We start from the raw sequence: 23,897 nt of genomic DNA on the forward strand, positions 1-23,897 counted from the left end.
CCATGTGTTCCACCGGACCCACCACCAGCTACGGCTACGAACTGTCCCCCAGCGACGAAGCCGACCTTGACGACATCCCCGTCTGCTGCGGCGACGACATGGATGGTGCCAAGACAGCCCGAGGTGGCATCGACTACACGTGCGGCCGATGCGGCACCGTCCTGGAGATCAGCAAGAGCGGGCTCGTCGACGACATCCGCGAGAAGACTGCCGCCTGATCAGCGCACGGAAGGGCCCCGGCCATCCTCGGCCGGGGCCTTCGTCGTGCACGGTACAGCCCGGGCCATCCACCTGTTGTCGGTGAGTAGCCGCGGTTCCATGCGGGTCACCAGCCCCAGCGTGTGCAGCAACTCCAGCCCGGCCGCGCACTCCTGCTCCGTGTCCGCCTGCACCGCGAAACGTAACGCCATGACGGCAGTGTGCCCGGGCCGGTGGGGGAGGCGGGGCGGTTTGCGGGAAGCGCTACGGCCGCCACGCCTCGTCGTAACCGCGGACCCCAGCGTGTTCCCAGGCGAGGAGCCGCAGCTGCATGTCGGCGATCCGGCCGGTCGGCCCGGCCGTACCCAGGTAGGGGGCCACCGTCTCGTCTAGGAACCGAACACGGGTCTCGGCGGCGTGGACCCTGCCGAAGTTCGCGGCCTGACCCGGCGGCACGTCGAGGCCCGGGATCTGGCCCGTGGCCGCCAAGTTCTCCATCCTTCGGGCCAGGTCGACGCTGTCGGCGTACTGCCGGCGCAGGAAGTCGACGATTGCGGCCTGGTCCGGGGTCACTCGGCATCTCCAGCCGGGATGCCCAGCCGGAAGGCGCGGGTGTTCATCGGCATACCCATGAAGGACTGCACCACATTCCTGGTCGCGCCTTCCGGGACGGGCGGCAGCTCGCGGCCGGGTTCGAACGCGCCGACCATGACAACACGGTAGGCGTCGGGGTCTGAGAAGACGTCGAGGACGATATCGATCCGGTCCCGGTCGCCGATCATTTGTCCTCCCCGGGCTGGATCTTCTTCAGTCGTTCGGCCCGTTCGCGATAGCGCTCGTCAGGCTCAATGCCCGCCGTCCGGGCGAGCTTTCGGACGTGCGCCCCGGTCCAGCCAGACGCCTTGGCGACCTCGGTTGGCTTCAGGTGGCCTTCACGTAGGGCGGTGAGGACGAGGTCTTTCAACTCGTCGCCGGACTTCTTGAGGCGGTCGGCGTCGCGCTGGCGGCGGTGGCCGGCTGCGGCGATGTCCTCCAGGGAGGGCGGCTCGGCGGGCGGGGTCGGATTCATGGCACCAATGTATCGCAACAGGGTTGCGGTGCCTATGCCTCAGGGGTAGTGTCTGAGTCATCGCCAGCGCAACCGATGATCGCTAGTAGGTTGTTATGGCGGAACGCGAACTACCAAGGGGGAACCGCATGATCCGCTCGAACCGCACCCGCCGCGCCATCATCAAGGCCCGCAGCATCGCCACCCGCGCAGCCGCCCGCATCGCCCGACGCGGCACGGCGACCATCGCCTCCCACTGCCTCGCCGTCGGCCTCACACGGGCCGAAGCCAGCAGCGTCGCGGGCAGCCTGCGGGACAAGACCGAGAAGGCCGGAGTCGTCGGCGTCACGGGTCGCGCGTTCCGGAAGGGCGCCGCCCGCCCCTGCACCCGCTACACGGCGCGTGAAGTCGCCGCGCTCGTCGCCCTGTACCGCCCGAGGAAGCCCGCCTACAAGCTCGCCGCCGCGAAGCTCGCGCTGGCCGCGTAAGGAGATCCGTCATGCCCAACCCCAACGACTGGGACGACACCCTCCCTGACGACGAACCCGACCACTGCCCCGAATGCGGCAGCATCACCTTCGACTTCGACCCCAACAGCGACGACGGCATCAGCATCGGCCCCGCCTGGCTGTGCACCGGCTGCAAATGGGGCACACGCAGCGCCTACACCTGACCCGCCGCACGCGTGGCGGGAGGACCGCCGTCATGACTGCCCGCCCGCCACCTCTCGGCCGCCCACAATCCGGGGCTTGTCGTCGGATGGGGCGACCTGCCCGGACTCAACTGGAAGGAGCCACATGCCGAACTCTGAACTGCCGCAGGTGCGCGACCTCGCAACCCAGCTCATCCGCAACGCCATCAAGGAGATCGACCCCGAAGTCGCCTGTGACCACGTCGTTGCCACCCTGGGCGCGGAGGTGGATGTCGACGCGCTCGCCTTCGGCTCCGAGGCGGCCGTCCGCAAGGCGCAGATCGACATCTCGTGGGATGGCGACAGCGATGCCGACGCCTCCCGCCTCGCCCGCGTCGAGCGGCTGGTGGAGGACGCTCGCGACAAGGGCAACGCGTCCGTCGACATCTTCGCGCTGCTCGATGCTCTCGGACTGGGGGATTCGTGACGACCGTAGCGATCCGCGCCCATCTAGCCGCCCGGGGCATCGACTTCGAGCCGCCCTACGGCTGCTCCTGGTGCGGCGACGAACAGCACCATCACGGCAGCCAGTGGGCTCCCATCGTCGGCATGCACCAGTGGATGGAGCCCAGCTCGGCGAAGATCCTGGAACGGATGCGGCGCCGCCGGGCCAACCGCCTCAATGCCGGGCCGACGCTGTACCACGCCACCACAGGATGGGCCGCCGACCAGACTGGCGAGAGCGGCGAACCGTACTGCGCCGATTGCAAGACCGACGGATGCCGCCAGTGGATGCGAACCCAAACCCGCCTCGACAGGCGGCGCATGGAACTCGACGGCATCAACCCGAAGCGCTGCAGCATGAAGGCGGGATCGGGCTGGGGAGAAGAGGCGCCGTGGTAGCCGCAAGTCGCACACAGTCCGCTACCGCCCCGGCTGTCGACGTGCCGGAGCCGCTCGCCGAACCCCGGGCGCACGACTGGGACGAGACACCAGCCGAAGCCGCCCGCTACGACCGTTACCACTTCGACCGAGACGAGGACTGACCAACCGTGAGCCACCCGCTTTCCGTCGGCGCCCGTGTCCGGCACTACGGCCAGCAGTGGTCTGCCGCCCGCATCGGGACGGCTACCGTCCGCGAGGTGAAGGGACCCTGGCCCGACGGCTCATACGAGTATCGGGTTACCGCAGGCGAGGACTTCTCTCGCCGCACCGGACCCGACAATCCCGAGACCAGGGAGACGTGGTGGTCCTCAAGCGCCACGATCCCCGTCGGCGCCGCGCCGTGACCGCGCCCGCCCCGACGGTGGCCGACGAGTACCCGATCAAGAACGTCCGCTTCGTCAACGGCCGCACCCACCACCGCACCCGCCGGCCCGACGACGAACGGTGGTGGGACCTGCTCCACGCCGCCTGTGGGAAAAGCGGATACCTCGCCGACGGATACAGCCTCGGGAACATCGCCGACTGCCGGGGATGCGCGAAGGCCGTTGCAGCGCAGACGTCGTGACCGCGAACCATGATGGCCCGCCCCGGCGTTCGGGGCGGGCCATCAGCGTGCTCGGCACCTACGACGAGTACTCGTCCGTCTGCATCGTCATCGACAGCGTTGCCGGGCCGAGCAGCAGCGTCGCCGCGTATCCGGCGCAGGCCGAGTCGCCCAGCGTGGTGTCGGTGCTGCCCTTGCACTCTGCCGCCACATAGGCCTCGGACGCGGCCTCCACGCCATCGATGTGCTTCATCGACCGCGGGTAGAGCGCTTCCGCCCCGGCTTCCTCGATGGCCGTCTCGACGTCGTACACCACCTCAGTGAGCTGGGTGATGTGATCGACGCACCCAGGCGATCCGACCTCCGTGCAGACGCCTGGCTCGCCCTTGTCGCCCGCGGCGTCCAGCTTGGGCCCCCACTTGTCCGACAGCTTCACCGGCGCTGTCGAGGTGGTTTCGGCGGCGGCTTCCGGATTGGCCTTCGGCTCGGTCTTGTCGTCGCCACTCCCCTCGGAGCAGCCGGCCAGCAGTAGTCCGGCCGCGATGATCCCCACGATGTGTCGCCTCATGACGTACCCCCCTTGCTCAGTGAAGGAAAGGTAGAGCACGGGCGATTGGGGCGAAAGCGATACCGGTCAGCGAGCGGTCGCGCCGCGGCTCGTTGAGGCGCCCCTCGACGATGATGCGGTGACCGCAGGGTGTCCAGACGACGGTCGACTCGTCGCCCTCTGCGGGCACAGTGATCGCGAAGCTGGTCGCGTTCCAATCGGCGGGGATGGTGAAGCTCTGGCCGCCCTGGACGCCGAAGCGCGTTCCGTTCGGGTCGGGGCAAAGCGGGCAGAGGCGCGCCAGCATGTAGCCCGTTGCCTTGCCTGCCGCATCCCACGTCTCGCGGCTCCATACGACATGTGCAGTGTCGTTGCTCACGCAGGGCAGCATCTCACCTGCCGCGTGATCGCCGCGTGCGTGCACCCTTGCGTGCCATCCGGGACCGTCCGGTGAAGTAGCGTCCGCCGTTACTGATGCGGGCTGCCTTCTCCTTGCTCGCGCCCTTGCGTCGCAGTGCGCGGTACGCGCGGAAGCGGCTGCGGTAGACGAAGCCTGCGCGTCCGCCTCGGTCGCTGACCATGAGCACCTCCCGATGTCGATCGCCTTCCATGGTGCGCCTGCGATGAGGGTTGCGGTAGGGGAGTTGATGCCCAAAGTCAATCCATAGCCTACGATTCAAAGGTGATGGTGATGTAATCCTGAAGAATCGATGGGCTTGGGGAGGGTGAGGTATGGCAGGCGGACCCAACCCGTACAAGCGGAAGAACCCAGCCGAGCAAGCCGAGAAGGCGCAGATCGTCTTCGATCTCAAACTCGACGGCCACAGCTTCCGCGCCATCGAAGCGATCACCGCCGCACCCGACGGGCCCACCGGCGGGGAGCGCATCCCCTGGACCACGGCACGCGACATGTTGCGCGAAGAGTGCGCCCAGCGGGTCGACCCGAAGGTGGACGCCTACCGGGCCCTGCACCTCGAACGCCTCGAAGCCGAACTCCTCCGCCTCGACGAACTGGAGGTCCGCGCCCGGCAAGTCCTCGACCGCCACCACATCACCGTCAACAACGGCCGCGTCATCACCATCGGCGACGAACCCCTCCTCGACGACGGTCCCGTCCTGCAAGCCATCGACCGCCTCGTCAAAATCGAAGACGCACGCCGGAAGAACGGCACCGAGCAACGCCGACTCCTCGGCCTCGACGCGCCAACGAAGTCTGAGCTAACCGTCACCGAGACCACCCAGCAGGACATCGCGCTGCAAGAGATGGTCGCCGAGATGCGGGCCAAGAACGCCAACACCGCCGACACCCTGCGCGCGGAGCGGGAGCAAGGCACGTGACCACCGCCGTCGGCCGACCGCGCACCGTCGACCCCTACGAGCCGACCGCAAACGCCGAGACATTCGACTTCGTGGGCTGGGTCGCGAACATCGACGCCCGACTCCTCGACGGCAGCCCCGAATACAGCGAAGCCCGCATCGAGGCCACCAAGTACGACCCGCTGCTCTTCGCCGTCCTCTACTGCCTGCACCACCTGCGCGACCCCGAAGGCAACGTCTCCTTCGCCGACGCCCACCTGGAGTGGGTGCGACTGGCCCGCCAGTGGGCCATCCCACCCGCGTCGCCGATGGAGCAGCGGGACGCCTTTCTCGCACCACGAGACACCGGCAAGTCGACATGGACGCTGTTCATCCTGCCGCTATGGGCGGCGGCGCACGGGCACGTCAAGTTCGCCGCGGTCTTCGCCGACTCCGGCCCGCAAGCAGAAATGCACCTCGGAACGTTCCGCAAGGAAGTCGACGAGAACGCCGCGCTGCGCCGCGACTTCCCCAAGCTGTGCACCGCGGGCCGACGGCCGTCTGGCACGGCAGAGTCCGACGCCAAGCACATGGTCATCCGCGGCAACGGCTTCATCTTCGCCGCCAAGGGCATCGACGCATCCAGCCTCGGCATGAAGGTCGGCCAACTGCGGCCCGACCTCCTACTGCTCGACGACGTGGAGCCGGACGAGAGCAGCTACAGCGCCTATCAGGCCGACAAGCGCCTGAAGACCGTCACGGACGCAATCCTTCCGTTGAACATCTACGCCCGCGTCGTCCTCTCGGGGACGGTAACGATGCCGGGGAGTGTCACCCACCAGCTCGTGAAGTGGGGCAAGGGCGAGGTCAGCGAGGCGAACGCGTGGGTGGGGGAGCAGCAGTTCCGCGTCCACCACCACCTGCCGATCGTCCGCGACGACTACGGCAACGAGCGATCCATGTGGCCATCGAAGTGGCCCCTCTCCTACCTCAAGCAGATCGAGCACACCCGCAGCTACCGCAAGAACTACCTCAACGACCCGATGGCCGCCGACGGCGCCTACTGGTCGGAAGACGACTTCACCCACGGGTCGTTCCCAACCGCCCGCACCTACCTGTCGGTCGACGGCGCTGTCACCACAAAGAAGACCTCGGACTTCACCGGCTTGTCTGTCGTCGGCTGGGCGCCGGCGCGGCCAGGCGGTGACGGCGAGCGCCCTATGCCGGCCCGCTGCCTGGTGAAGTTCGCGCAGGCCGTCAAGCTCAAGGGCAACGCCCTGCGGTCCCGCGTCCTCCAAGTCCTTGAGAGCTTCCCCGAGATCGGCGCGATCCTCGTCGAGTCGAACCAGGGCGGCGACCTGTGGCTTGAGGTCTTCCACGACCTGCCCGTCAAGGTCGTCACCTTCAGCAACGCCGACAAGAAGGAGACCCGCGCGGAGCGGCTCCTCAACCTGTACCAGTTGATCCCCACCCGGGTGATGCATGCCGAGCCGCTCCCCGCGCTCGAAGAGCAGATGGTCGCCTTCCCGAAAGCCCCGAACGATGACCTCGTGGACACCGTCGGCAATGCCGTCCTGCGGTTCCTGAAGCCCCCCGCCCGACCGAAGGCCGCGGTGCGGTCTGTGAGCCCGAGGTGACTGCCTGATGGCCGGGACCGACGACCTCAAGTACGCCTACGCCGAACTGTGCGAGCACCGTCCCGGGTATGCGAAGGCGGAGGCGTACTACGACGGCGACGTCGACGAGATCTACGCGTCGGACAAGGTCGCCAAGATGCTCGCGAAGTCCCATCTCAACGACCTGGATGAGGTGAATTTCGCCCGCATCCCAGTCGACGCGGTCGCCAACCGGCTGCACGTCACTGCCATCACCACCGACAGCGAGGCGGCAGACGAGGAGATCAGCAACCTCGTCCTACGCAACGAACTCGACGAGGAAGGCCCGGCACTCCAGCGCAGGGGCTGCTCCCAGGGCGACGTCTACCTGATGGTGTGGCCGGAGACCGACGAGGCCGGGGACATGCTCGGCGTGAACATGTTCGTCAACTCTGCGGCGACCGTGCGCGTGATCTACGACGAGGAGAATCCGCTCCGCAAGAAGCTCGCCATCAAGTCGTGGACATTCGGCTCCGGGAAGGAGCTCGTGATCCGCGCCGACCTCTGGTACGCGGACCGCATCGAGCGCTGGCTGTGGGCGGGCAAGCACTCCGGCAAGCAGGACAAGTGGGAGCCGTGGGCCGGAGACGGGCAGGAATGGAAGCTCGACAACCCCTATGGCGAGGTCCCGTTCTTCCACTTCAGGACGAGCAGGCCCTATGGCCGGCCAGTCCACTACGCCGCCTACGGCGCCCAGTCCCTCATCAACAAGCTGATCGTCAGCCATGCGGCGACCGTCGACTTCCAGTCGCTGCCTCAGCGGTACGGCCTCATCGACCCGACCGTCGACCAGTCGGGCATGCAGTCGGACTTCGACCCCGACTTCCCCGAGGATGCGGCAGGCGACCCCGAGGGCCCGCTGAATCCGTCGCAGCTGCGGAACGACCCGGGCGAGCTGTGGATGCTGCAAGGCCTCAAAGGGGTCGGCCAGTTCGAGGCCGCCAACCCGGAGGTCTATCTCAAGCCTCTCGACCGCTACATCAAGGCCATGTCGCAGGTCACCGGGGTGCCGTTCACTCTGTTCGACTCGACGGGGGATGCGATCTCTGGGGAGGCGCGGCAGGAGGCGAAAGCAGAACTCACGGCGATGGTGGAAGCCATTCAGCGGTCCTTCGGTGGCACTTGGGCCGCGGCCTACACGTTCGCGCTGGGGATCCTCGGCTTCGACGACGTCACCGTAAAGATCCATTGGAAGCCTGCCGACCAGGTCACCTCCGCCGAGGGCTGGGCCACCATCGAAGCGAAGATCCGCAACGGGGTGCCGCGTGAACAGGCGCTCGTGGAAGCCGGATACCCGCCGGAGATCGTCAAGGCGTGGCTGGCCAACCTCGACGACGACGCCGAACTCCAGCGTCGCGTCGAACTGCTCGCCGCTCTCGGTGACGCCATTCAGAAGCTCGGCTCCGGCGTCGCCCTGGGCGCAGTCACTGGGCAGCAGGTAGCCACCATTCTCGACGGCGTCATGGCCGCCGCGGAGCATGCCGACCGGGAGGTGACGGCCGGTGCCTAGCCGCGACGGGAACGTCATCCGCCTCATCCAGGGGCCGCACACCGAGGCCGTCCAGGCCATCGAGGACGAGACCATCGATGCGGCAGTGGGCGGGCTGGACGCCGAGTTCACCAAAGCCTCCCAGGAGACGGTCACGCTGTGGGTGCAGTTGTTCGGCAGCCCGCGCGCGAACGCCGGGGACGACAGACTGCTTACCCGGGTCCTGGCCGCAATCCGTGAGGCCATCGACCGGCTCTTCAAGGGTCTCGGCTTCCGCGCCCGCACTGCGCTGGAGAGAGCCCTGAAGCCTGCCGCAGCCCTGGGGGTGTCACAGGGGGCGCAGGTGCTCACCCTCCTGACGGGTCGTCCTGCTCCCCGGCGCAGCCCTCACCTGCCCTGGGCCCTGCGGCGCGTGGCCAACAGCCTGCCTGGCCTTGCCGAAGAGCAGCGGCGCAGCGCCCTCTCCCTCCTGAAGCCTGCACTCGTGCGGCGTCTCGGCCTCACCGGCGCTCTCGCCGCCATCGGCAGGGCTCGCGGCGTTGTCGGCCGCCTCAAGGCCACGCTGTCCCAGACGGTCAACGAGGCCGTCAACGAGGGAATCGCCGAGCAGATCCGCCAAGCCGGGGCGAGGAAGGTCTGGATCTCGGAGCGGGATGCGTGCACCGCATGCCTTGCTTACGCGGGCCTCGTCGTGGACGAGAACGCCGATTTCCCGGGCGGCCTGAACTGGGACCCCGGCCAGCGCGGCAGGACCGACCCGATCGCGACACCCCCGCGCCACCCCCATTGCCGGTGTCGCATCGCCGCCTGGGATGACGACTGGGCCGTGCCGGGTATTCCGTCGATGCCCGAGGTGCTGCAACGCGAGGCGCGCCGCTCCGTGGCCCGCGGCTGGTCGCTGCCCTCGGAGTCCAATGCCGCCCGCATCCGTGCTGCTCGGGAACTGATCCGCACCGGCCCCCGTCTGCCCAAATCCGTCGTCGAGTTCGCCTCTGATGCCGTGCGCGCCGGGCGATTTGAGAACCGCACCTTTCCCGCAACCGGCCCCGGTGCGGGATGAACAAGGAGATCCACATGGCACCCAAGACCCTCGCCCGATCCCGCATCCACCAGCCCGGATGGGCGCACCCCGCCTGGTACGGCGCCGGCACCTTCAGCCCCGTCTTCTACGCCGACGGCGACCCGGTCGCGGAGCCCGATGACGTCCCTGAGGGCGAGCCGGAACCTCAGGCCGAGCCGGAGGATGACTGGACGCCTCCGACCCGCGAGGAGTGGGAGGCGCACCAGGCGAAGCTGAAGACGGCATCGGGTGAGGCGGCTGCGCGCCGCAAGTTCCTGCGTGCCAACGGCATCGACCCCAAGACCGGTAACAAGCTCAACCCGGACCCGGAGCCTGATACGGAGCCTGCGGCAGACCCCAAGGACACGCAGCCCCAGGGTCCGTCGCCGGCCGAAGTGAAGCGGCAGGTCGAACGCGCCGTCGCCGAGGCCAAGGTCGAAGGACTGCGCGCCGCCAAGGAGATGGTCTCCAACGTCAACTCCGTCCTTGAGGAACTGGGTTGGAACGGCCAGCGCCTTGGGCTCGTCATGCAGCTCGCCAACCTCGACGGCCTGGACTCGGACGACAAGGAAGGCATCTTGGAGGAGTTCGACCGCGTGAAGGGGATCTTCCCGGAGGGATTCACGCCGCTCAAGCGCACCCGCAACCCCGCCAATCCGTCCAATGGGGCTGGTGGTTCTGGCCAGAATGGTGTAACCCCGGCTAAGATCGACGCAGCCGACAAGAAGCCGCCGGCCCCCGAACCCAAGGACTGGGTGGAGAAGCTGGCCCGGCAGGCAACTCGCGGCGCGTAGTACGCCCCAGGTGGGGCACGGCACGACAGGCTTTCGGGTCTGAGCAGGGATGAGCGGGACGCTCACAGGTCCGCCCAGGTAGGGCATCCACCCAACCGGCGGGCCGTGAGCCCCTGTTCTTCCTGAGGTTGCCATGCGCCCGACGCGCGCCCCTGTATTCGCTCTCCCGGAGCCGGGCTCGATCCTCGGCTACCGCAAGGACGGGCGGCCGATCTACCACATCGCCGGTGCCGCGAGCACCGACATCATCGACTCCTGGATCCCCATCGAGTGGGACTCCGAGGTCATTCAGCGCATTCAGCGCGAGTCCGCGATCGAACAGCTCGGCTACCGCGTCCCCATGGGCTCGGCGACGAAGCGCATCCTGCGCTCCGCGGGCCTCACCGTGACGGCGGGTACGACGTACACCGACGACACGTCGACGAACGATTACATCACCCTCACCGCCCGGCGCCTGATCGCGAAGTTCACCGTCGACGAGGACGACCTGTCCGACGCCGCGACGGTCGTCGACACGATCCGCATCAAGGGCATGGACTGGGCGATCTCCTACGCCGACTCCTTCGACAACGCGTGCCTCGGCGTCTCCGCCGCGGAGAACGGCTCGACCGTCCCGTTCACCTCCGCGTACAAGTCGCTGCGCACCACCAACTCGGCGACCGGCTACACCGCCGACGACAACTACGTGACGTGGGACGACGACCTGATCGCCATCCCGTCCACGCCACTCGGAACCAGCCTGTACGAGCGGCTGTCCACCGCCTTCAAGAAGGTGGAGACCGGCCAGTTCTGGTCGCAGGCCGACCAGTTCGTCATCGCCGCCCCCGGCTGGCGCGACGCCCTCCGCCTGTGCACCGACAACCAGGGCCGCCCCATCTTCCAGCCGGCCTCCGGCTCCACCCCGGACAGCCTGTTCGGCGCCCCCATCACCTGGTCCCGCGGCGCCAAGGTGTCGGCGACCATGCTCGGCGCGCCCGGCGGCAACGACCTGCTGCTCTTCGGCAACAAGTCGTACCTGAAGAAGGGCGAGCGGTCCCAGCCCGAGTCGCTCGTCGACCAGGCCCGCGCGCAGGACAACACCGACGACACCGCCGTCAAGTTCCGTGTCCGCCGGGCGTTCCAGCTGGCGCACGAGAAGGCGTTCTCCATCGTCGAGCGCATCACCGACTAGTCGCCCACGGGACTGCCGTCGGGGACTGGTGGGTGCCACCCCCGACGGCACCGGTACAGGAAAGGGAGGGCAGGCATGGACTACGGGCAGATGACGACGCCGCAACTGCAAGCGGAGTGCAAGAGGCGAGGCCTGCCGTCCGGCCGCGTCAAAGCCGAACTCGTGGAGCGCCTCACCGACGCCGACGCCCAGGGTGCGCCGCCGGAAGGCACCGAAGGCGCGGACGTGGCGGGTGGCGATATGGCCACCGTCGTCCTCAGCGACGGCGAGCAGGTGCCGCAGCCGGACGTCACCGTTGAAGCCCAGCCCGACCTGCTCCCGCCGACCCCGGAACCGTTCGACACGCATGACCCCAAGCCGGCCGCCCCGTCGTCGTTCCGCCGGACCTGGCAGCTCGGACCCGGAGGCCTTGACGAGGCGACGCACGCCGAACTAAGGCGTCAGACCCGCGACGCCGCAATCGCCGCCGGTCACACCACTCGCGGCGACGCCTACCGGGTCGGCACCACCGCCGACGGTGAGGTGTACGAGATCAACGTGCGGAGGCGGTCCTGATGCCCTGGGCCACCACCAGTCACGTCACCACCTACACCGGGCTCAACGCCACCGCGGCGCAGGTCGAGCAGGCACAGGCCATCGTCGAAATCTTCGCCGACACAACCGAGGATGCCTCCGACGCGGGAAACATCAGCTCAAAGAACCTGCGGCTCCTGAAACTTGCCGTCGCCTACGAGGCTGCATGGATCACCCAGCACCCCGACGTGTTCACGAACATCGACCTCACACAAGTGCAGCAGGATGGCGTCGTCGCGACCATGCAGCACAACAACGCCCTCGTGCTGGCACCGATGGCGAAGCGCTGCATCGACCGGCTGTCCTGGCGCAGGACCCGATCCCAGCGAATCGGCCCGATGGCCGGATCCAGGGGCGGTGTGCCGCGGCGCATGAACGCCACCAACGCGGTAGCGGACGACAACGATCCGCGCTGGCAGCCGCTCGACACGGGCGGAGGCTGCTGATGCTCGCCCTCGCGACCACAACCGTGAGCGTCCTCCGCGGAAGTTCGACCGACGCCTTCGGCGACGAGACGGACACGTCAACGGTGCTGAAGGCGGGCATCGCGGCGTCACTGATCGAGTCGACGCGCACCGCCATGGAGCCCGTGTCGGGCACCCCGCGGATCATCCGCACCCATGTTGCGCGGCTGCCCGCAACGACGGACGTCACCGAGGACGACCGCATCAAGGACGAGCGGACCAACGAGATCTACATCGTCGTCTCGGTCACGAAGAACTCCAACCCGGTCCTCGCGCAGCCGTTGCGCGTGGACCTGAAACGCACAGGACGAGCCGCCTGAGGCTCCGACACAGCAACACAGCCCCGACGGCACCCACGGCCCGTAAACGGCCGGCCGGACGGGCAGCGAGACCCGCCAGCCGTAGAGGAGGTGCAGGGATGGGTGCTGACTACCGCATTGTCGTGAACCACGGCTGGCAGGGCTGGGTCCGCAACTCCGTCACCCGCTACCTCGAAAAGCTGGGCCGCGAAATCCAGTCCGACATGGAGCGCATGGCCCCCGTGCGCACCGGCCGCCTGCGTGCCGGGATGTATCACGAGGTGAACCGCGGCGAGCTGCGGGTCGGCGTCCGCAACGTGCCCTACTGGTCGACGGTCGAGTTCGGATCCGGCCCGCACATCATCAAACCGAACACAAAGAAGGCCCTGCACTGGCCTGGCGCCCGGCACCCGGTGAACCAGGTTCTCCACCCCGGCACGCCCGCGCAGCCGTTCATGCGAGTTGCCCTTTACAAGCGGCGGGGGAGGCTCTAGTGGCCGTCACCCCGAAGGCGAACACGGAACTCGTCGCCGTCGCCTGGCTCTCGTCGGCGACAGGCGTGGAGGTGGGGCAGGTCGCCACCACTCTCCCGTCGGACGTCGCGGCATGGGAGACGAACGGCTTCGTCCACGTGGTCGGCACGGTAGGCGGATCGCCGCAGCTCGACTACGCGCTGCGTGAGCCCGTCGTCCAGGTCGACGCCTACGCCGTCAACCCCGGCTCCGGCAAACCGCCCTGGGGCAAGGCGGCCTCCCTGATGGAACTCCTCGTCGCAGCCACCTACGACGAGGCGGGTCTGCAGCGGGTTCTCACGCTCCGCCCGGGTTACCCCCAAGCCCGCGTCCTCACCGCCCACTTCATGTCGGAGCCGCGGCGCATGCCGAACGATGACTCGTCGTTCGCACGCTTCCAGGCCGACCTCGTCCTGCACTGGATCACCCTCTAGGAGCGCCATGCCGACCGTCCGCACCACCATCCAGCCGCATGTCGAACTTGAGGTCGGCGACGCCGAGTACCTCGACCTGAAGCGGCAGGGCCTCCTCGTCGAGGACGCCCCACCGCCTGCCACGCCCGTTCCTGCCGCCGCACCGGCCAAGACCCCCACTACCGGTGCGAAGAGCAAGGAGAGCTAGGCCATGGCGGTCACCACCACCAACTTGATCATGGGTCCGGGGACCCTCTACATCGGGGCGTTCGGCGCCACCGAACCACTCGACACCGTCGTCAACGCCACGCCCGCCGCATCGTCGTGGACAGACCTCGGCGGCACCCAGGACGGCGCCAAGCTCACCATCGACCAGACGTACACCGACCTCGACGTCGACCAGATCGTCGACGTGCCCGGCGCGCGCCTCACCAAGCGGCTGTTCACCATCGAGACGAACCTCGCCGAGCCCACGCTGGAGAACCTCAAGTACCTCCTCAACGACGGCACCGCCGCGTCCGGGTCGGGCTACAAGAGCTTCGAACCGATCTACGCCAGCTCGGCGACACAGCCCACCTACCGGGCGGCGATCCTCGACGGCTACGCACCCGGCCAGCTCCGCCGCCGCTTCATCATCCGCAAGGTGCTCTCCAGCGACAAGGTCGAGTCCACCTACAAGAAGGACGGCCAGACCCTCTTCACCGTCAAGTGGTCGGGCTTCTACGTGTCCTCCGTCATCGCCCCCTTCAAGCTCATCGACGAATCCGCCTAGGAGCCACCGTGACCACCCGAGCGCCCAAGACCCGCACCGCTCCGGTGCCCGCCACGCCCGAAGACGACGGCGTGCTGCGCATCTCGACCTCCTCGAATCCGCCCGTTGAGGAGGCGCGCGTCACGCTGTTCGTCATCGACGAGGAAGAGTTCACCGTCCCCAAGGTGATCTCCGAGCGGCTGGTGTTCCTCGCCCTCAACTCGATGCGCGACGACGGGCCGCTCTTCAGCGCACAACGGCTAGTCGAACTCCTCCTCGGCCGCCCCCAGTACAGCCGTCTCCTCGGCCACTACGAGCGCCAGGCGATCACGCAGGAGAACTTCGATGCCATCGTCAAGACGGTCAGCGCGCTCTTCTTCGACCACATGAACCGCGGCGACGACGCGGCGGGAAAAGCTTCACCCGCTTCGTAGAGCGGGTCGACGGCCACGCCTGGATCGTCGACCATCGCGCCGACCTCGACGCCGACTTCCTCGCCATCTACCACGTCGACCTCGAATCCACCGTCGTCGGCGCCAGGCGATTCCTGGAACTCGCCGCCAGACTCCCCGCCTACCACAGCGTGATGGCCGCCCGCATGGCCGTCGAAGAGCAGCAACAGGCAGCCGCACCTGCCGCGTATCCCGAAGCCGAAGAGGTGTCCGTCGACGCGATCGGGCTCCTTATTCCCGGCCTCATCGAACGCGTAAAGGTGTGAGCCCATGTCCTTCCTGATCGCCTCTGGCCACGTATCGGTCGAGGCGCGCGTGGACAAGGCCACCCGGGACATCACCGCGCTCATCGGCGCCCTCGGCGCGGTCGGCCCGGCAACCGCCGTAGCCGGGGCCGGGGTAGCAGCGGCCGGGGTGGGGGTCCTCGCATTCGGCGCCGCAGCCGGCAAGCAGGTGCTGAACCTGGCGAAGGCAACACAGGCGCAGAACAAGTACAAGGAAGCGGTCGCCGAACACGGCAAGGCGTCGAAGAAGGCCACCGACGCGGAAGCCGACTACCAGCGGATCCTGGCGAAGCAGCCGGCCGCCACCCGGGAGGCGACGGCAGCATGGGCGGCGCTGGGCGCCGAATACACCAAGTGGTCGGACGGCCTGGCCGACGACACCATGCCGGTGTTCACCAAGTCGTTCCAACTGTTCCAGGCCCTGCTCCCGGAGACGACGGGACTGGTGAAGGGGACGTCCGCAGAACTGGACCGCTTCCTCACCCTCGTCGCCGGAGAAGTCGCCTCCCCGGGCTTCGACCGGATGATGGACAACTTCACCGACTTCGCTGTCGGCAGTCTGCGTTTCGGGCTCGACGGCGTCCGGAACCTGTCCAGTGCGCTGGCGAACTTCGGGGCGGGCGGCGGCTTCGACGACTTCGTCAACAACGCGAGGGAGACCGGGCCGCTGCTCGGCGAGACCCTCACGAACTTGGCGAAGGCCGTCCTTAACCTGACCACTGCGGGCGGAGACTTGGGCATCTCGATGCTCACGGCCGCGAACGCTTTGGCGAAGATGGTCAACGCGATCCCGACCGAGGTGCTCGGCACGATCCTGCAGCTGTACGCCGGGCTCAAGCTGCTGAGCATGGGCATGGCGATGACGACCGCCGTGGCGAGCGCATCCGCGATTTCGCGCATCGGCACGTTCTTCGCCGCCGCGTGGGCGGGCGGCTTCACTGCCGCCACTAGCGGTGCCCTGCAGCAGATGACCAAGCTGCAGAAGGCGGGGCTGGCGCTGGGTGTCCTCGGCGTCGTGGCCTTCGGCATCAGCAAGCTTGCGGAGAAAGCCCGCGGCGCGCCCCCGGACGTCGACCGGCTGACAACGAGCCTGAAGCAGCTGGCCGACACGGGCAAGTTCACCGGCGAGCTGAAGAAGACCTTCGGCGACATGGACGGGCTCGTCGAGAAGGTCAAGAAGCTCCACACCGAAGCGGACAAGGCGAACAACACTGCGCTCGGGTTCCGCATCCCCGTCCTCGATGACACGGCCGACTGGATCGCCGACAAGGTCAACGACATGACCAAGGGCGGCGACAGCCTCAACGCCCTGAAGGACGACTTCAAGAGCCTCGACCAGGCCATGTCGGGCATGGTGTCGTCCGGCTATGCCACCCAGGCCGGGCAGGACTTCAAGTCCATGTCGGCCGCGCTGAAGGAGGCGGGCTACTCCACCAAGGAGATCAACGCCCTCTTCCCCGAGTATCGGGCATCCGTGGCCGCCTTGAAGGCGGAACAGCAGCTCGCCGCGCAGGGGATGGGCCTGTTCGGAAACCAGGCTCAGGAGACGAAGGCCAAGCTTGACGCGCAGAAGGCATCGGCTGACGGTCTGCGGGCCGCGATCCAGGCGCTCAACGACGTGAACCGCGCATCACTCGGCGGGATGATCGGCTTCGAGGCGGCCATCGATGCGGCGGCGAAGGCGGCGAAGGAGAACGCCGGGTCGCTGCGCATGGTCAACGGCGAGCTGGACGTCAACTCGCCGAAGGCGCAGGCCGCGGCCACGGCTCTGGCGGATCTGGGCGCGAAGACTGATGCCGCCACGACCGCGGCCCGTGAGGGCGGCGCGTCGTGGGAGCGCGTCAACGGCATCTACTCGCGCGGCCGTGACCAACTGGTCAAGTACGCGCAGCAGATGGGTCTCAGCAAGGGCGAGGCGGAGCAGCTCGCCGACTCCATCCTGAAGATCCCGGACAAGCACTCGACGCAGGTCGAGATGAAGCGCGAGGACGCTCTCGCAGGCCTGGACTCGGTCATCGCCAAGATCAAGGCGACGCCGGGTTCGAAGTCCGTCACCGTGAAGACGCTGTCCCAGTCGGCGATCACCGCCCTGGAGGCGGTCGGCCTCAAGGTCAAGAGGTTGCCCAACGGCTCGGTCACGGTCACCTCGAAGAACGGGCAGGCCCTGTCCGCCATCGGCGCGGTGCAGGCGGCCCGTGACCGGCTCTCCAGCAAGTCGATCACCATTACGACGTTCTACACGTACAAGGGCAAGAACATCGCCGGAGTCTCCGCCGGGCGTCTCGCTTCCGGCGGTCGGGTTAAGGGCTATGCAGGCGGCGGCAACATCCAGGGCTTCCCTGAGGGTGGCTACATCTCCGGCCCCGGTACCGGCACGAGCGACAGCATCCTTGCCCTCATGGGGTCAGGCGCCGCGGCCATGGTCTCCAACACCGAATATGTGATGCGTGCCGCGGCCGTCTCGAAGTACGGCGTCGGCTTCATGGACGCCGTGAACTCCGGCCGGCTGCGCCTGCCTGGGTACGCGAAGGGTGGCAAGCTCACCGCCAAGCAGAAGAAGGCGCAGGAGGCGGCGAAGAAGCAGGCCGCAGCGGAGAAGGAGGGCAAGAACCAGCTCGCCGACGCTTTCGGCATCTCCCACTTTGGCGTGAAGGCCGGGTACAAGCGGGATCCGTTCGAGAAGTCGCTCGCCGGCGCGGAGAGTCTCGGCGACCTGGTGTCCAATCTGAACAAGGCGCGCGGCCAGATCAAGGCCGCGTCGCACGGCAAGACCGAGTCGTCTCTGCTGAAGCGGCTGGACTCGTCGGGCAAGGCGCTCATCGACAACCAGCGGAAGCTGGATGGTGTCAACAAGGCCCTCGACAAGGCGAAGAGCACCGTGGAGGACTTGAAGGGCAAGTTCGACAGCCTGAAGACGTCGGTGTCGTCGTCGCTGGTGAGCTTCGCCAACGTGACGAAGATCGGCAAGTACGGGACCAGCGCCGACACCCTGATCAAGCAGCTGCGGTCCGACACCGGGCGCACCACCCAGTTCGCGACGCAGCTCGAACAGCTGAAGGCGAAGGGGCTCAATGCTCAGTCGCTCTCGGAGATCGCGCAAGCCGGAGTCGCGGGTGGCGGCATGTCGACCGCCCAGTCGCTACTCGCCGCCACCCCCGCACAGATCGCCGAGATCAACGCCCTCGAAGCGCAGCTGAAGCAGTCCGCTGACAAGGCTGGCACGGTCACCGCCGACGCCATGTACGGGGCTGGGATCCGGTCCGCCGAGGGGCTCGTCAAGGGGCTGACGAGCCAGCAAGACAAGATCGAAGCGGCGATGATGAAGATCGCGACGTCGATGGAAGCCGCGATCAAGAAGGCCCTCGGCATCAAGTCGCCGGCCTCACGGATGGTGCCCGTCGGCGACTACACCTTCCAGGGCGTCGAGCAGGGCTGGGTCAAGCGCATGGCCAAGGGCAACACCCTGCTCTCCGGCAGCGCGGCAGGGCTGCGCCTGAAGCCCGCCGTCATCGGGGCCGGCGGAGGCGCAGGACCGGCCACGTCCGCGGCGCCGGTGGTGAACCTGACGGCCACCTTCAACACGATGACGCTGCCCTCGCCGTCGGAGCGGAAAGCGTTCGCCCGGGCCATGGTCAAGGACTTCAACGATGCGCTGCTTGACTACCAGCAGGAAAGGCGGCGCTGATGCCCCAGGGTGATTACGGAGACCTCAAGGTCGGGCGCCTGCTGCTGAGGGAGACGTTCAAGGAGAGCGAGTCCGCGGCCACGTCCCGGACGCTGGACATCGAAGGGCAGGAGTCGAGCCCGCCGCTGACCCGCGCCGAGCTGGTGTGGCGGCATGACAACCTCACCGCCCTCGAAGGCGGCTGCGTACAGCCGCTGACCTTCACCGACAAGCCGGAGCGGGACGGCTACGTCAATGTCGACTCGGTGGCCGCGGACTACACCGAGTGGCGAAACGATGTTGTCACCTCCGACTGGAAGCTCGGCCTCACCCGCCTCGGCTCCGACTCGGAGGTCGATCTCCAGTCCAGGCTCACCGGCGTCGCCCGCGCCAACGATTTCGTCCTGGCGGGGGAGCGTTGGCACGCCCCGCCGATCGGGCACTACGGCTACCAGACCGGCGCCACCAATCCGACGACGATGACGCGCGCCGGCTCCGATGGGGCGATCACCGTCTACCGCGGCATTCCTGCCGGGGTGTCGCCGCGCTGGGGCTGTGCACCAACCGACTACCTGGACGGCCGGGTGCGGCTCACGTCGGGCGGCACGGAACTGTGCGGCGTCGACCAGCCGCTGCCGTCGACGGGCTGGGCGCTCTCCAACGGCCTCGTCAACGTCACCGCGGGGGGCGCGGCCACGCTGGACGTGCAGGCCTACACGGGCGGCGCATGGGCCTCGAAGCTGTGGAACGTCGGCCCGTCGGGCGCCTCGTCATCGATCACCTCGTGGGACGGGGCAACCCTGCTCCGCAACGATCCCGAACATGTGATCCTCAGGCTGAGCAAGGGACTCAACCCAGGCCGGGCGACACTCGACCTCACGCTGCGCCGCGGCTCCCGCACCGTCGAGGGCTACCTCCAGGTCACCACCGCGGCCACCCTCTCCGCCTACCGGGCCACCGCCGAGACCGCCACCAACAACACCAGCTACCTGGTCGCCACCGACGACGACTCCGACGGCAACCGGTACGCCTGCGGCAGCGCCCGCACCTACACCGCCCACGCCAACGGCGGCCTACAGAAGGCCGCAGTCACCGCCCTCGACTTCTGGATCGGCGTCGTCGCCAGCGGCCCGGGAGGCGTCACCCTCAACGCCAACCCGGGCTTCGAAACGAACCTCGCCGGCTGGATAGCGAACGGCGGCACCGCAGCCCGCGTCACCAGCCCCGTCAAGGTCGGCACAGGCGCCGCGCAGTTCACTCCGGACGGGGTCGCCCAGTATCCGAGCCTGGAGTGCAGCAACTTCGCGGTGACCGTGGGCACCATCTACCGGGCGACCGGATGGATCCGCTGCGCCACGGCGAGGGCGGTCGATCTCAACGTCAACTGGTTCGACATCGGGGGCGGCTACCTGTCGACGAGCACCGTGACGAACACCCTGGCCGCCAACACATGGACCTGGTACGACGGGCCAGTCACGGCCCCCGTCGGCGCGGTGACCGCAACGACCAGCGCGACGGTGCCCAACTTCCCGCCCAACACGGACGTGATCGTGGCCGACGAGATCCGCATCCGCCTGCCCGTCAGCTCGGGCGATGCGGCAACGGACCTGCGGAACCAGTACATCGGCGCCCTGCCGGAAATGATCTACGTGGTGAGGCGGTAACCGTGACCGTCACCGACGTCCTCTCCGCCCTCGGCTCATGGGACATCACCCTCAAGTCCACCGCCCCACCCGACCTGTGGGACCGCATCGAATACTTCGGCCACGTCGCCTTCATCCCCGGCCGCCTCGACCCCACCCAGTACGGCGACAACCTGCTGACCGCCGCCCGCTACGTCGGCGTCGTCCGCACCCGCTCCAACAGCGGCGACGACCGGCGCACCAAAATCGTCGAGCAGGGCTACGAACTCGGCGGCGTCGGCATGGCCATGTGGCTCGGCGACCAGGACAACAAAGGCGACGTCTTCGAAACCGCCGTCGACATCAACGCCCAGACCTTCGCCAACAGCATCCGCGCACTCCTGCCCGCCTCTGGAGCCGTCACCGAAGGCACCCTCCATGCCGTCGCGGGCACCTATTCCAGCCGGCACCAGTACGAGACGCCCCGCCAGGCGATCACCTACGTGTGCGACACGTTCACCGCCTCCTCCGGGGCGAAGGTCGGATGGCGCGTCAACGGCGACGGCAGCCTGGACGCCGGGCCTGAGGCGGATCTGTACGTCACCGACCCGCGGTGCGTGATCTCCCGCAAGACCGCGGGCAAGGACACGTCCGGCGTCGAATCGGTACCGGGCGCCTTCGGTGTCAGCCGGGACGTCAAGGACTTCAGTACCCGTGTGGTGCTGCTCGCTGAAGGGGAGGGCGAGTCGATTGCCACCGGCGCCGCCGACATCTCCCCGGGCTTGAACCCGTACAAGGACATCCACGGCAACGACCTCAAGCTCGTGCGACTGGCGAGCGAGTCGGACACGACGGTCGTCAACGCCGACACCAGGGCCGCCCTCCTGCTCGACCAGTACACAAGTTCCCGGGACGAGCTCGTCGTCGAGACCGACAACTTCTACATCGAGGGCAGCTTCGACGTCGGCGACTACGTGTGGGTGTACGACCCCAACGCCGGACTCGTCGACACCGCCAACGAGATCACATTCCGCGGGGAGCGCCTCAACCCGATCAGATTGCAGGTGACCGAGGCCCGCTGGCCCATCACCGAGGGCTACACGGTCGCCTACCGGGATGCCGACGGCGTCTGGTACGACCTCACCGACCACGTCGAATGGGACACCTCCCACACCGTCTATGTCACCGTCGGAGGATTCGCCCGAGCTCTTGAGGGCGCTGGCGGTCAGCCGGTCGGCTCCCGCCCGAGCCAGGACACCTCCGTGCCTGCCGCGCCCACGTGGGTGACGCCGTTCACCGGCGGCAGCTACCTGACGGGCGAGGGTTTCACACGGGCCAGGGTGGTGCTCGCCTGGAACGCGCCGCTCAACGTCGACGGATCCACGATCATCGACGGCGACCACTACGAGATCCAGCACGCCCCCAACCCGGGCAGCGTCTGGCAGAACACGTTCGTCGGCTGGGGCGCCTCCACCGGCCAGCTCGTCGACCTGTCGCCGGGCGTCTCCTACGACGTGCGGATCCGCGCCGTCGACAAGTCCGGCAACACGGGCGCCTGGTCGGCGACCGAGACGTTCGTGGCGGCCGAGGACACCATCGCCCCGTCGACACCGGCCGCGCCCACTGTGGCCGCGTCACGCATCGCCGTACAGATCACCCATCAGCTCGGCAAGGCCTCGGGTGGCACGTTCAACCTGGAGAGCGATCTCGATCACTTCGAGATCCACGTCGGCGGATCTGCAGGCTTCACCCCGGATGCGACGACCTTGAAGGGCAAGGCGCCCGCCAACTCCGGCATGATCCAGGCCGGGATCCCGGTAGTGGCCACAGTTCAGGTCGAGGAGACGACCGCCCGCCACGTCAAGGTCATCGCCGTCGACATCACCGGCAACAAGTCCGGCGCCTCCACCGCCGCCTCGGCGACCGCGCTCCTCATCGACGACGCCCACATCTCCGACCTGACCGTCACCAAGGTCACCGCTGGCACCGTGTCCGCGAACTGGCTGCTCGCCGCGTCCATCCGCACCGCAGCATCCGGCGCGCGCGTGGAACTCAACGCGTCCGGCCTGCAGGCCTACAACGCGGGCGGCACCCAGACCGTCAACATCGCCGCCGCGGACGGCTCCGTCACCCTCCTCGGGCAGATCATCTCCGGCACATCCGGCCGCCGCCTGGAGATCATGCCCACATCGACGTTTCTGCCCGAGTTGCGGTTCTACGCCAACACCGGTGCCAACTACGCCTTCATCAACGCCAGCTCCGGTGGCGCCGACTCCAATATCGGCGTGAACTCCGGCACCTTCGACGACAGTGGCGTCACCGTCTATGCGCGCGCCGTCCTTACCTCCGGCACCTCGCAGGTAGCCGTAGTCCGGGACGACACTCAAGCCCGCCGCGGCGCCTACTCCCACTACTCATCCACCCAGTTCAACGCGGGCTTCCACTCGGGCGGCACCGACGGCGGAATCTTCAACGCTACATCCACGGCGGCCAAGGTCGGCTGGGACAACGGCACCACAACAACCGCAAACTACTGGCGGTTCAGCAGCGGACGCACCAGGCACATCGGCCAGTGGGCTGACTATGCCGCCGTCGACAGCAACGAAGGCCTCTTCACCGGACACGTGGTGACCAGCGGAGGCACAGGCGTATCCCTCACCTACGGGCCGACCATGGACAGCTTCCTGCGGCCAGTCGTCACGATCTACGACAACATCCTGCACACCTTCGGCCTCACCGCCGAATCAGCGACGGGCTTCACCGTCGATATCAGCCCAGCCGGATCCGGCAACTGGGACGTCGACTTCTGGTGCTTTAGGAACTGACATGCCAACCGAATACACAATCACCGACGTCACCGAAGACGCAGAGCGGGGTCTCTGGCACGTCCTCTACAAGGCCCCGTCAGGAGACGTGCGAGCCCACGTCTTCCCGAAGAACACACTCGCCTGGCGTGCAGCCGAATACGGCATCGACCCCGCCGACATCGACACCCTGCTGGACGTCGTGCTCCACGAGCCGTTCACCCCCCACCCAGACGATCCGGTCAACGGCGGCGAGGACCCCGCTGCTGCTGCCGGCCTCACTTCCGCTGCCCCGTTCGCGCGGGGCCGTGTACAGGCCGGAGACCGGGTGCCGACCACGCTCTACACCGCGGAGAGCACCGAGAAGGCCCGCGAAGCCCACCTCCTGCGCATCGAGCACGCCAAGGCGAACCGTGCTCGCGTGGTGGCACCGAAAGGGAAGAAGGATCCGCTCGACCGGATCCGCGGTGTGGTCCTCGATCCGGCCGGCATCGCCGAGCTCGCCGCCCGCGTTGAAGGACACCGGCGGCGACTGCGAGGCGACGACACCCCTGAGCAGCCATCCGTCACCACCTACGATCCGACGGCCGCCGAGCGCACCCGGACCATGCGCGGCGACCGCACAGGGAGGGAATCACCGTGACAACATTCCAGGTCATCCTGTTGATCGAAGTCGGCATC

General features: G+C 67.8%; 32 protein-coding genes. 25 read left to right on the forward strand and 7 right to left on the reverse strand.

Annotated elements, in window-relative coordinates:
• The first annotated feature begins 2 nt into the window (after positions 1 to 2).
• Positions 3 to 218 (forward strand): hypothetical protein, encoded by a 216-nt coding sequence (locus JEQ17_RS41100; protein ID WP_200399986.1) that lies wholly within the window; start codon positions 3 to 5, stop codon positions 216 to 218.
• Here JEQ17_RS41100 and JEQ17_RS41105 read toward each other — a convergent pair whose 3' ends face one another.
• The 4 genes from JEQ17_RS41105 to JEQ17_RS41120 are packed head-to-tail and all read right to left on the reverse strand — an operon-like array spanning position 219 to position 1,267.
• On the reverse strand, positions 219 to 410 hold the full coding sequence (locus JEQ17_RS41105) for a hypothetical protein (RefSeq protein WP_200399987.1): 192 nt from the start codon (positions 408 to 410) through the stop codon (positions 219 to 221).
• A 52-nt stretch (positions 411 to 462) separates the two neighbouring features.
• Complete coding sequence (locus JEQ17_RS41110) at positions 463 to 771, reverse strand: hypothetical protein (RefSeq protein WP_200399988.1); 309 nt, start codon at positions 769 to 771, stop codon at positions 463 to 465.
• Positions 768 to 980: a hypothetical protein gene (locus tag JEQ17_RS41115; protein ID WP_200399989.1), complete on the reverse strand. Its 213-nt coding sequence runs from the start codon at positions 978 to 980 to the stop codon at positions 768 to 770. The genes JEQ17_RS41110 and JEQ17_RS41115 overlap by 4 nt, the downstream gene beginning before the upstream one ends.
• A complete protein-coding gene (locus JEQ17_RS41120; protein ID WP_200399990.1) occupies positions 977 to 1,267 on the reverse strand; it encodes a hypothetical protein in 291 nt (96 codons plus the stop codon). Before JEQ17_RS41120 ends, JEQ17_RS41115 begins: the two co-directional genes overlap by 4 nt.
• Positions 1,268 to 1,395: 128 nt before the next feature.
• Between JEQ17_RS41120 and JEQ17_RS41125 the strand changes: the two genes are divergently transcribed.
• The 5 genes from JEQ17_RS41125 to JEQ17_RS41145 all read left to right on the forward strand — a co-directional run bounded on the left by JEQ17_RS41125 (position 1,396) and on the right by JEQ17_RS41145 (position 3,387).
• Positions 1,396 to 1,734, forward strand: coding sequence for a hypothetical protein (locus JEQ17_RS41125; RefSeq protein ID WP_200399991.1), 339 nt, complete (start codon positions 1,396 to 1,398; stop codon positions 1,732 to 1,734).
• 11 nt (positions 1,735 to 1,745) lie between these two features.
• The gene (locus JEQ17_RS41130) at positions 1,746 to 1,919 is read left to right on the forward strand and encodes a hypothetical protein (protein ID WP_200399992.1); all 174 of its coding nucleotides are present in this window, start codon (positions 1,746 to 1,748) and stop codon (positions 1,917 to 1,919) included.
• 124 nt (positions 1,920 to 2,043) lie between these two features.
• On the forward strand, positions 2,044 to 2,364 hold the full coding sequence (locus tag JEQ17_RS41135) for a hypothetical protein (RefSeq protein ID WP_200399993.1): 321 nt from the start codon (positions 2,044 to 2,046) through the stop codon (positions 2,362 to 2,364).
• The gene (locus JEQ17_RS41140; protein ID WP_200399994.1) at positions 2,361 to 2,780 is read left to right on the forward strand and encodes a hypothetical protein; all 420 of its coding nucleotides are present in this window, start codon (positions 2,361 to 2,363) and stop codon (positions 2,778 to 2,780) included. Before JEQ17_RS41135 ends, JEQ17_RS41140 begins: the two co-directional genes overlap by 4 nt.
• Before the next feature lie 343 nt (positions 2,781 to 3,123).
• On the forward strand, positions 3,124 to 3,387 hold the full coding sequence (locus tag JEQ17_RS41145) for a hypothetical protein (RefSeq protein WP_200399995.1): 264 nt from the start codon (positions 3,124 to 3,126) through the stop codon (positions 3,385 to 3,387).
• 58 nt (positions 3,388 to 3,445) lie between these two features.
• On the opposite strand, the gene JEQ17_RS41150 is transcribed toward JEQ17_RS41145, so the two are convergent.
• The 3 genes from JEQ17_RS41150 to JEQ17_RS41160 are packed head-to-tail and all read right to left on the reverse strand — an operon-like array spanning position 3,446 to position 4,494.
• On the reverse strand, positions 3,446 to 3,934 hold the full coding sequence (locus JEQ17_RS41150; protein ID WP_200399996.1) for a hypothetical protein: 489 nt from the start codon (positions 3,932 to 3,934) through the stop codon (positions 3,446 to 3,448).
• 16 nt (positions 3,935 to 3,950) lie between these two features.
• Positions 3,951 to 4,292, reverse strand: a complete 342-nt coding sequence (locus tag JEQ17_RS41155; RefSeq protein WP_200399997.1) for a hypothetical protein — start codon at positions 4,290 to 4,292, stop codon at positions 3,951 to 3,953.
• 13 nt (positions 4,293 to 4,305) lie between these two features.
• Entirely contained in the window at positions 4,306 to 4,494 is a 189-nt protein-coding gene (locus JEQ17_RS41160) for a DUF7218 family protein (RefSeq protein WP_200399998.1), read from the reverse strand.
• Positions 4,495 to 4,645: 151 nt separating this feature from the next.
• On the opposite strand from JEQ17_RS41160, the gene JEQ17_RS41165 reads away from it, so the two are divergent.
• The 19 genes from JEQ17_RS41165 to JEQ17_RS41250 all read left to right on the forward strand — a co-directional run bounded on the left by JEQ17_RS41165 (position 4,646) and on the right by JEQ17_RS41250 (position 23,859).
• Complete coding sequence (locus tag JEQ17_RS41165) at positions 4,646 to 5,251, forward strand: hypothetical protein (protein WP_200399999.1); 606 nt, start codon at positions 4,646 to 4,648, stop codon at positions 5,249 to 5,251.
• A complete protein-coding gene (locus tag JEQ17_RS41170) occupies positions 5,248 to 6,846 on the forward strand; it encodes a hypothetical protein (RefSeq protein WP_200400000.1) in 1,599 nt (532 codons plus the stop codon). The genes JEQ17_RS41165 and JEQ17_RS41170 overlap by 4 nt, the downstream gene beginning before the upstream one ends.
• Positions 6,847 to 6,853: 7 nt before the next feature.
• A complete protein-coding gene (locus JEQ17_RS41175; protein ID WP_200400001.1) occupies positions 6,854 to 8,374 on the forward strand; it encodes a phage portal protein in 1,521 nt (506 codons plus the stop codon).
• Positions 8,367 to 9,413: a hypothetical protein gene (locus JEQ17_RS41180; RefSeq protein WP_200400002.1), complete on the forward strand. Its 1,047-nt coding sequence runs from the start codon at positions 8,367 to 8,369 to the stop codon at positions 9,411 to 9,413. The genes JEQ17_RS41175 and JEQ17_RS41180 overlap by 8 nt, the downstream gene beginning before the upstream one ends.
• Before the next feature lie 14 nt (positions 9,414 to 9,427).
• A complete protein-coding gene (locus tag JEQ17_RS41185) occupies positions 9,428 to 10,207 on the forward strand; it encodes a hypothetical protein (protein ID WP_200400003.1) in 780 nt (259 codons plus the stop codon).
• A gap of 133 nt (positions 10,208 to 10,340) precedes the next feature.
• Positions 10,341 to 11,378: a phage major capsid protein gene (locus tag JEQ17_RS41190; protein ID WP_200400004.1), complete on the forward strand. Its 1,038-nt coding sequence runs from the start codon at positions 10,341 to 10,343 to the stop codon at positions 11,376 to 11,378.
• A gap of 75 nt (positions 11,379 to 11,453) precedes the next feature.
• On the forward strand, positions 11,454 to 11,933 hold the full coding sequence (locus JEQ17_RS41195; RefSeq protein WP_200400005.1) for an SAP domain-containing protein: 480 nt from the start codon (positions 11,454 to 11,456) through the stop codon (positions 11,931 to 11,933).
• Positions 11,933 to 12,397, forward strand: coding sequence for a hypothetical protein (locus tag JEQ17_RS41200; protein WP_200400006.1), 465 nt, complete (start codon positions 11,933 to 11,935; stop codon positions 12,395 to 12,397). Before JEQ17_RS41195 ends, JEQ17_RS41200 begins: the two co-directional genes overlap by 1 nt.
• Entirely contained in the window at positions 12,397 to 12,735 is a 339-nt protein-coding gene (locus tag JEQ17_RS41205; RefSeq protein ID WP_200400007.1) for a hypothetical protein, read from the forward strand. Before JEQ17_RS41200 ends, JEQ17_RS41205 begins: the two co-directional genes overlap by 1 nt.
• 98 nt (positions 12,736 to 12,833) lie before the next feature.
• Complete coding sequence (locus JEQ17_RS41210; protein WP_200400008.1) at positions 12,834 to 13,208, forward strand: HK97 gp10 family phage protein; 375 nt, start codon at positions 12,834 to 12,836, stop codon at positions 13,206 to 13,208.
• On the forward strand, positions 13,208 to 13,660 hold the full coding sequence (locus JEQ17_RS41215) for a hypothetical protein (RefSeq protein ID WP_200400009.1): 453 nt from the start codon (positions 13,208 to 13,210) through the stop codon (positions 13,658 to 13,660). Before JEQ17_RS41210 ends, JEQ17_RS41215 begins: the two co-directional genes overlap by 1 nt.
• A gap of 7 nt (positions 13,661 to 13,667) precedes the next feature.
• Positions 13,668 to 13,847, forward strand: coding sequence for a hypothetical protein (locus tag JEQ17_RS41220; RefSeq protein ID WP_200400010.1), 180 nt, complete (start codon positions 13,668 to 13,670; stop codon positions 13,845 to 13,847).
• Positions 13,848 to 13,850: 3 nt separating this feature from the next.
• The gene (locus tag JEQ17_RS41225; protein ID WP_200400011.1) at positions 13,851 to 14,411 is read left to right on the forward strand and encodes a phage tail tube protein; all 561 of its coding nucleotides are present in this window, start codon (positions 13,851 to 13,853) and stop codon (positions 14,409 to 14,411) included.
• Positions 14,412 to 14,419: 8 nt separating this feature from the next.
• Complete coding sequence (locus JEQ17_RS41230; RefSeq protein WP_200400012.1) at positions 14,420 to 14,824, forward strand: hypothetical protein; 405 nt, start codon at positions 14,420 to 14,422, stop codon at positions 14,822 to 14,824.
• Positions 14,825 to 14,976: 152 nt separating this feature from the next.
• The gene (locus JEQ17_RS50570; protein WP_267924813.1) at positions 14,977 to 15,108 is read left to right on the forward strand and encodes a hypothetical protein; all 132 of its coding nucleotides are present in this window, start codon (positions 14,977 to 14,979) and stop codon (positions 15,106 to 15,108) included.
• 4 nt (positions 15,109 to 15,112) lie between these two features.
• Positions 15,113 to 18,811 (forward strand): phage tail protein, encoded by a 3,699-nt coding sequence (locus JEQ17_RS41235; protein ID WP_200400013.1) that lies wholly within the window; start codon positions 15,113 to 15,115, stop codon positions 18,809 to 18,811.
• Positions 18,811 to 20,454 carry a hypothetical protein gene (locus JEQ17_RS41240; protein ID WP_200400014.1) on the forward strand — a complete coding sequence of 548 codons (1,644 nt, stop codon included), beginning with the start codon at positions 18,811 to 18,813 and terminating at the stop codon, positions 20,452 to 20,454. Before JEQ17_RS41235 ends, JEQ17_RS41240 begins: the two co-directional genes overlap by 1 nt.
• A gap of 2 nt (positions 20,455 to 20,456) precedes the next feature.
• Positions 20,457 to 23,237: a fibronectin type III domain-containing protein gene (locus JEQ17_RS41245; protein ID WP_200400015.1), complete on the forward strand. Its 2,781-nt coding sequence runs from the start codon at positions 20,457 to 20,459 to the stop codon at positions 23,235 to 23,237.
• A gap of 1 nt (position 23,238) precedes the next feature.
• The gene (locus JEQ17_RS41250) at positions 23,239 to 23,859 is read left to right on the forward strand and encodes a hypothetical protein (RefSeq protein WP_200400016.1); all 621 of its coding nucleotides are present in this window, start codon (positions 23,239 to 23,241) and stop codon (positions 23,857 to 23,859) included.
• The last annotated feature ends 38 nt before the right edge of the window (positions 23,860 to 23,897 follow it).

Origin of the sequence: Streptomyces liliifuscus (assembly GCF_016598615.1) — a bacterium.
GTDB classification, from domain to species: domain Bacteria; phylum Actinomycetota; class Actinomycetes; order Streptomycetales; family Streptomycetaceae; genus Streptomyces; species Streptomyces liliifuscus.

Coding starts and splice junctions, on each gene's coding strand:
- JEQ17_RS41100 (WP_200399986.1), top strand. CDS start 3: ATGTGTTCCACCGGACCCACCACCAGCTACGGCTACGAACTGTCCCCC.
- JEQ17_RS41105 (WP_200399987.1), bottom strand. CDS start 410: ATGGCGTTACGTTTCGCGGTGCAGGCGGACACGGAGCAGGAGTGCGCG.
- JEQ17_RS41115 (WP_200399989.1), bottom strand. CDS start 980: ATGATCGGCGACCGGGACCGGATCGATATCGTCCTCGACGTCTTCTCA.
- JEQ17_RS41120 (WP_200399990.1), bottom strand. CDS start 1,267: ATGAATCCGACCCCGCCCGCCGAGCCGCCCTCCCTGGAGGACATCGCC.
- JEQ17_RS41125 (WP_200399991.1), top strand. CDS start 1,396: ATGATCCGCTCGAACCGCACCCGCCGCGCCATCATCAAGGCCCGCAGC.
- JEQ17_RS41130 (WP_200399992.1), top strand. CDS start 1,746: ATGCCCAACCCCAACGACTGGGACGACACCCTCCCTGACGACGAACCC.
- JEQ17_RS41135 (WP_200399993.1), top strand. CDS start 2,044: ATGCCGAACTCTGAACTGCCGCAGGTGCGCGACCTCGCAACCCAGCTC.
- JEQ17_RS41150 (WP_200399996.1), bottom strand. CDS start 3,934: ATGAGGCGACACATCGTGGGGATCATCGCGGCCGGACTACTGCTGGCC.
- JEQ17_RS41160 (WP_200399998.1), bottom strand. CDS start 4,494: ATGGTCAGCGACCGAGGCGGACGCGCAGGCTTCGTCTACCGCAGCCGC.
- JEQ17_RS41165 (WP_200399999.1), top strand. CDS start 4,646: ATGGCAGGCGGACCCAACCCGTACAAGCGGAAGAACCCAGCCGAGCAA.
- JEQ17_RS41175 (WP_200400001.1), top strand. CDS start 6,854: ATGGCCGGGACCGACGACCTCAAGTACGCCTACGCCGAACTGTGCGAG.
- JEQ17_RS41185 (WP_200400003.1), top strand. CDS start 9,428: ATGGCACCCAAGACCCTCGCCCGATCCCGCATCCACCAGCCCGGATGG.
- JEQ17_RS41190 (WP_200400004.1), top strand. CDS start 10,341: ATGCGCCCGACGCGCGCCCCTGTATTCGCTCTCCCGGAGCCGGGCTCG.
- JEQ17_RS41195 (WP_200400005.1), top strand. CDS start 11,454: ATGGACTACGGGCAGATGACGACGCCGCAACTGCAAGCGGAGTGCAAG.
- JEQ17_RS41200 (WP_200400006.1), top strand. CDS start 11,933: ATGCCCTGGGCCACCACCAGTCACGTCACCACCTACACCGGGCTCAAC.
- JEQ17_RS41205 (WP_200400007.1), top strand. CDS start 12,397: ATGCTCGCCCTCGCGACCACAACCGTGAGCGTCCTCCGCGGAAGTTCG.
- JEQ17_RS41210 (WP_200400008.1), top strand. CDS start 12,834: ATGGGTGCTGACTACCGCATTGTCGTGAACCACGGCTGGCAGGGCTGG.
- JEQ17_RS41220 (WP_200400010.1), top strand. CDS start 13,668: ATGCCGACCGTCCGCACCACCATCCAGCCGCATGTCGAACTTGAGGTC.
- JEQ17_RS41225 (WP_200400011.1), top strand. CDS start 13,851: ATGGCGGTCACCACCACCAACTTGATCATGGGTCCGGGGACCCTCTAC.
- JEQ17_RS50570 (WP_267924813.1), top strand. CDS start 14,977: ATGGCCGCCCGCATGGCCGTCGAAGAGCAGCAACAGGCAGCCGCACCT.
- JEQ17_RS41235 (WP_200400013.1), top strand. CDS start 15,113: ATGTCCTTCCTGATCGCCTCTGGCCACGTATCGGTCGAGGCGCGCGTG.
- JEQ17_RS41240 (WP_200400014.1), top strand. CDS start 18,811: ATGCCCCAGGGTGATTACGGAGACCTCAAGGTCGGGCGCCTGCTGCTG.
- JEQ17_RS41250 (WP_200400016.1), top strand. CDS start 23,239: ATGCCAACCGAATACACAATCACCGACGTCACCGAAGACGCAGAGCGG.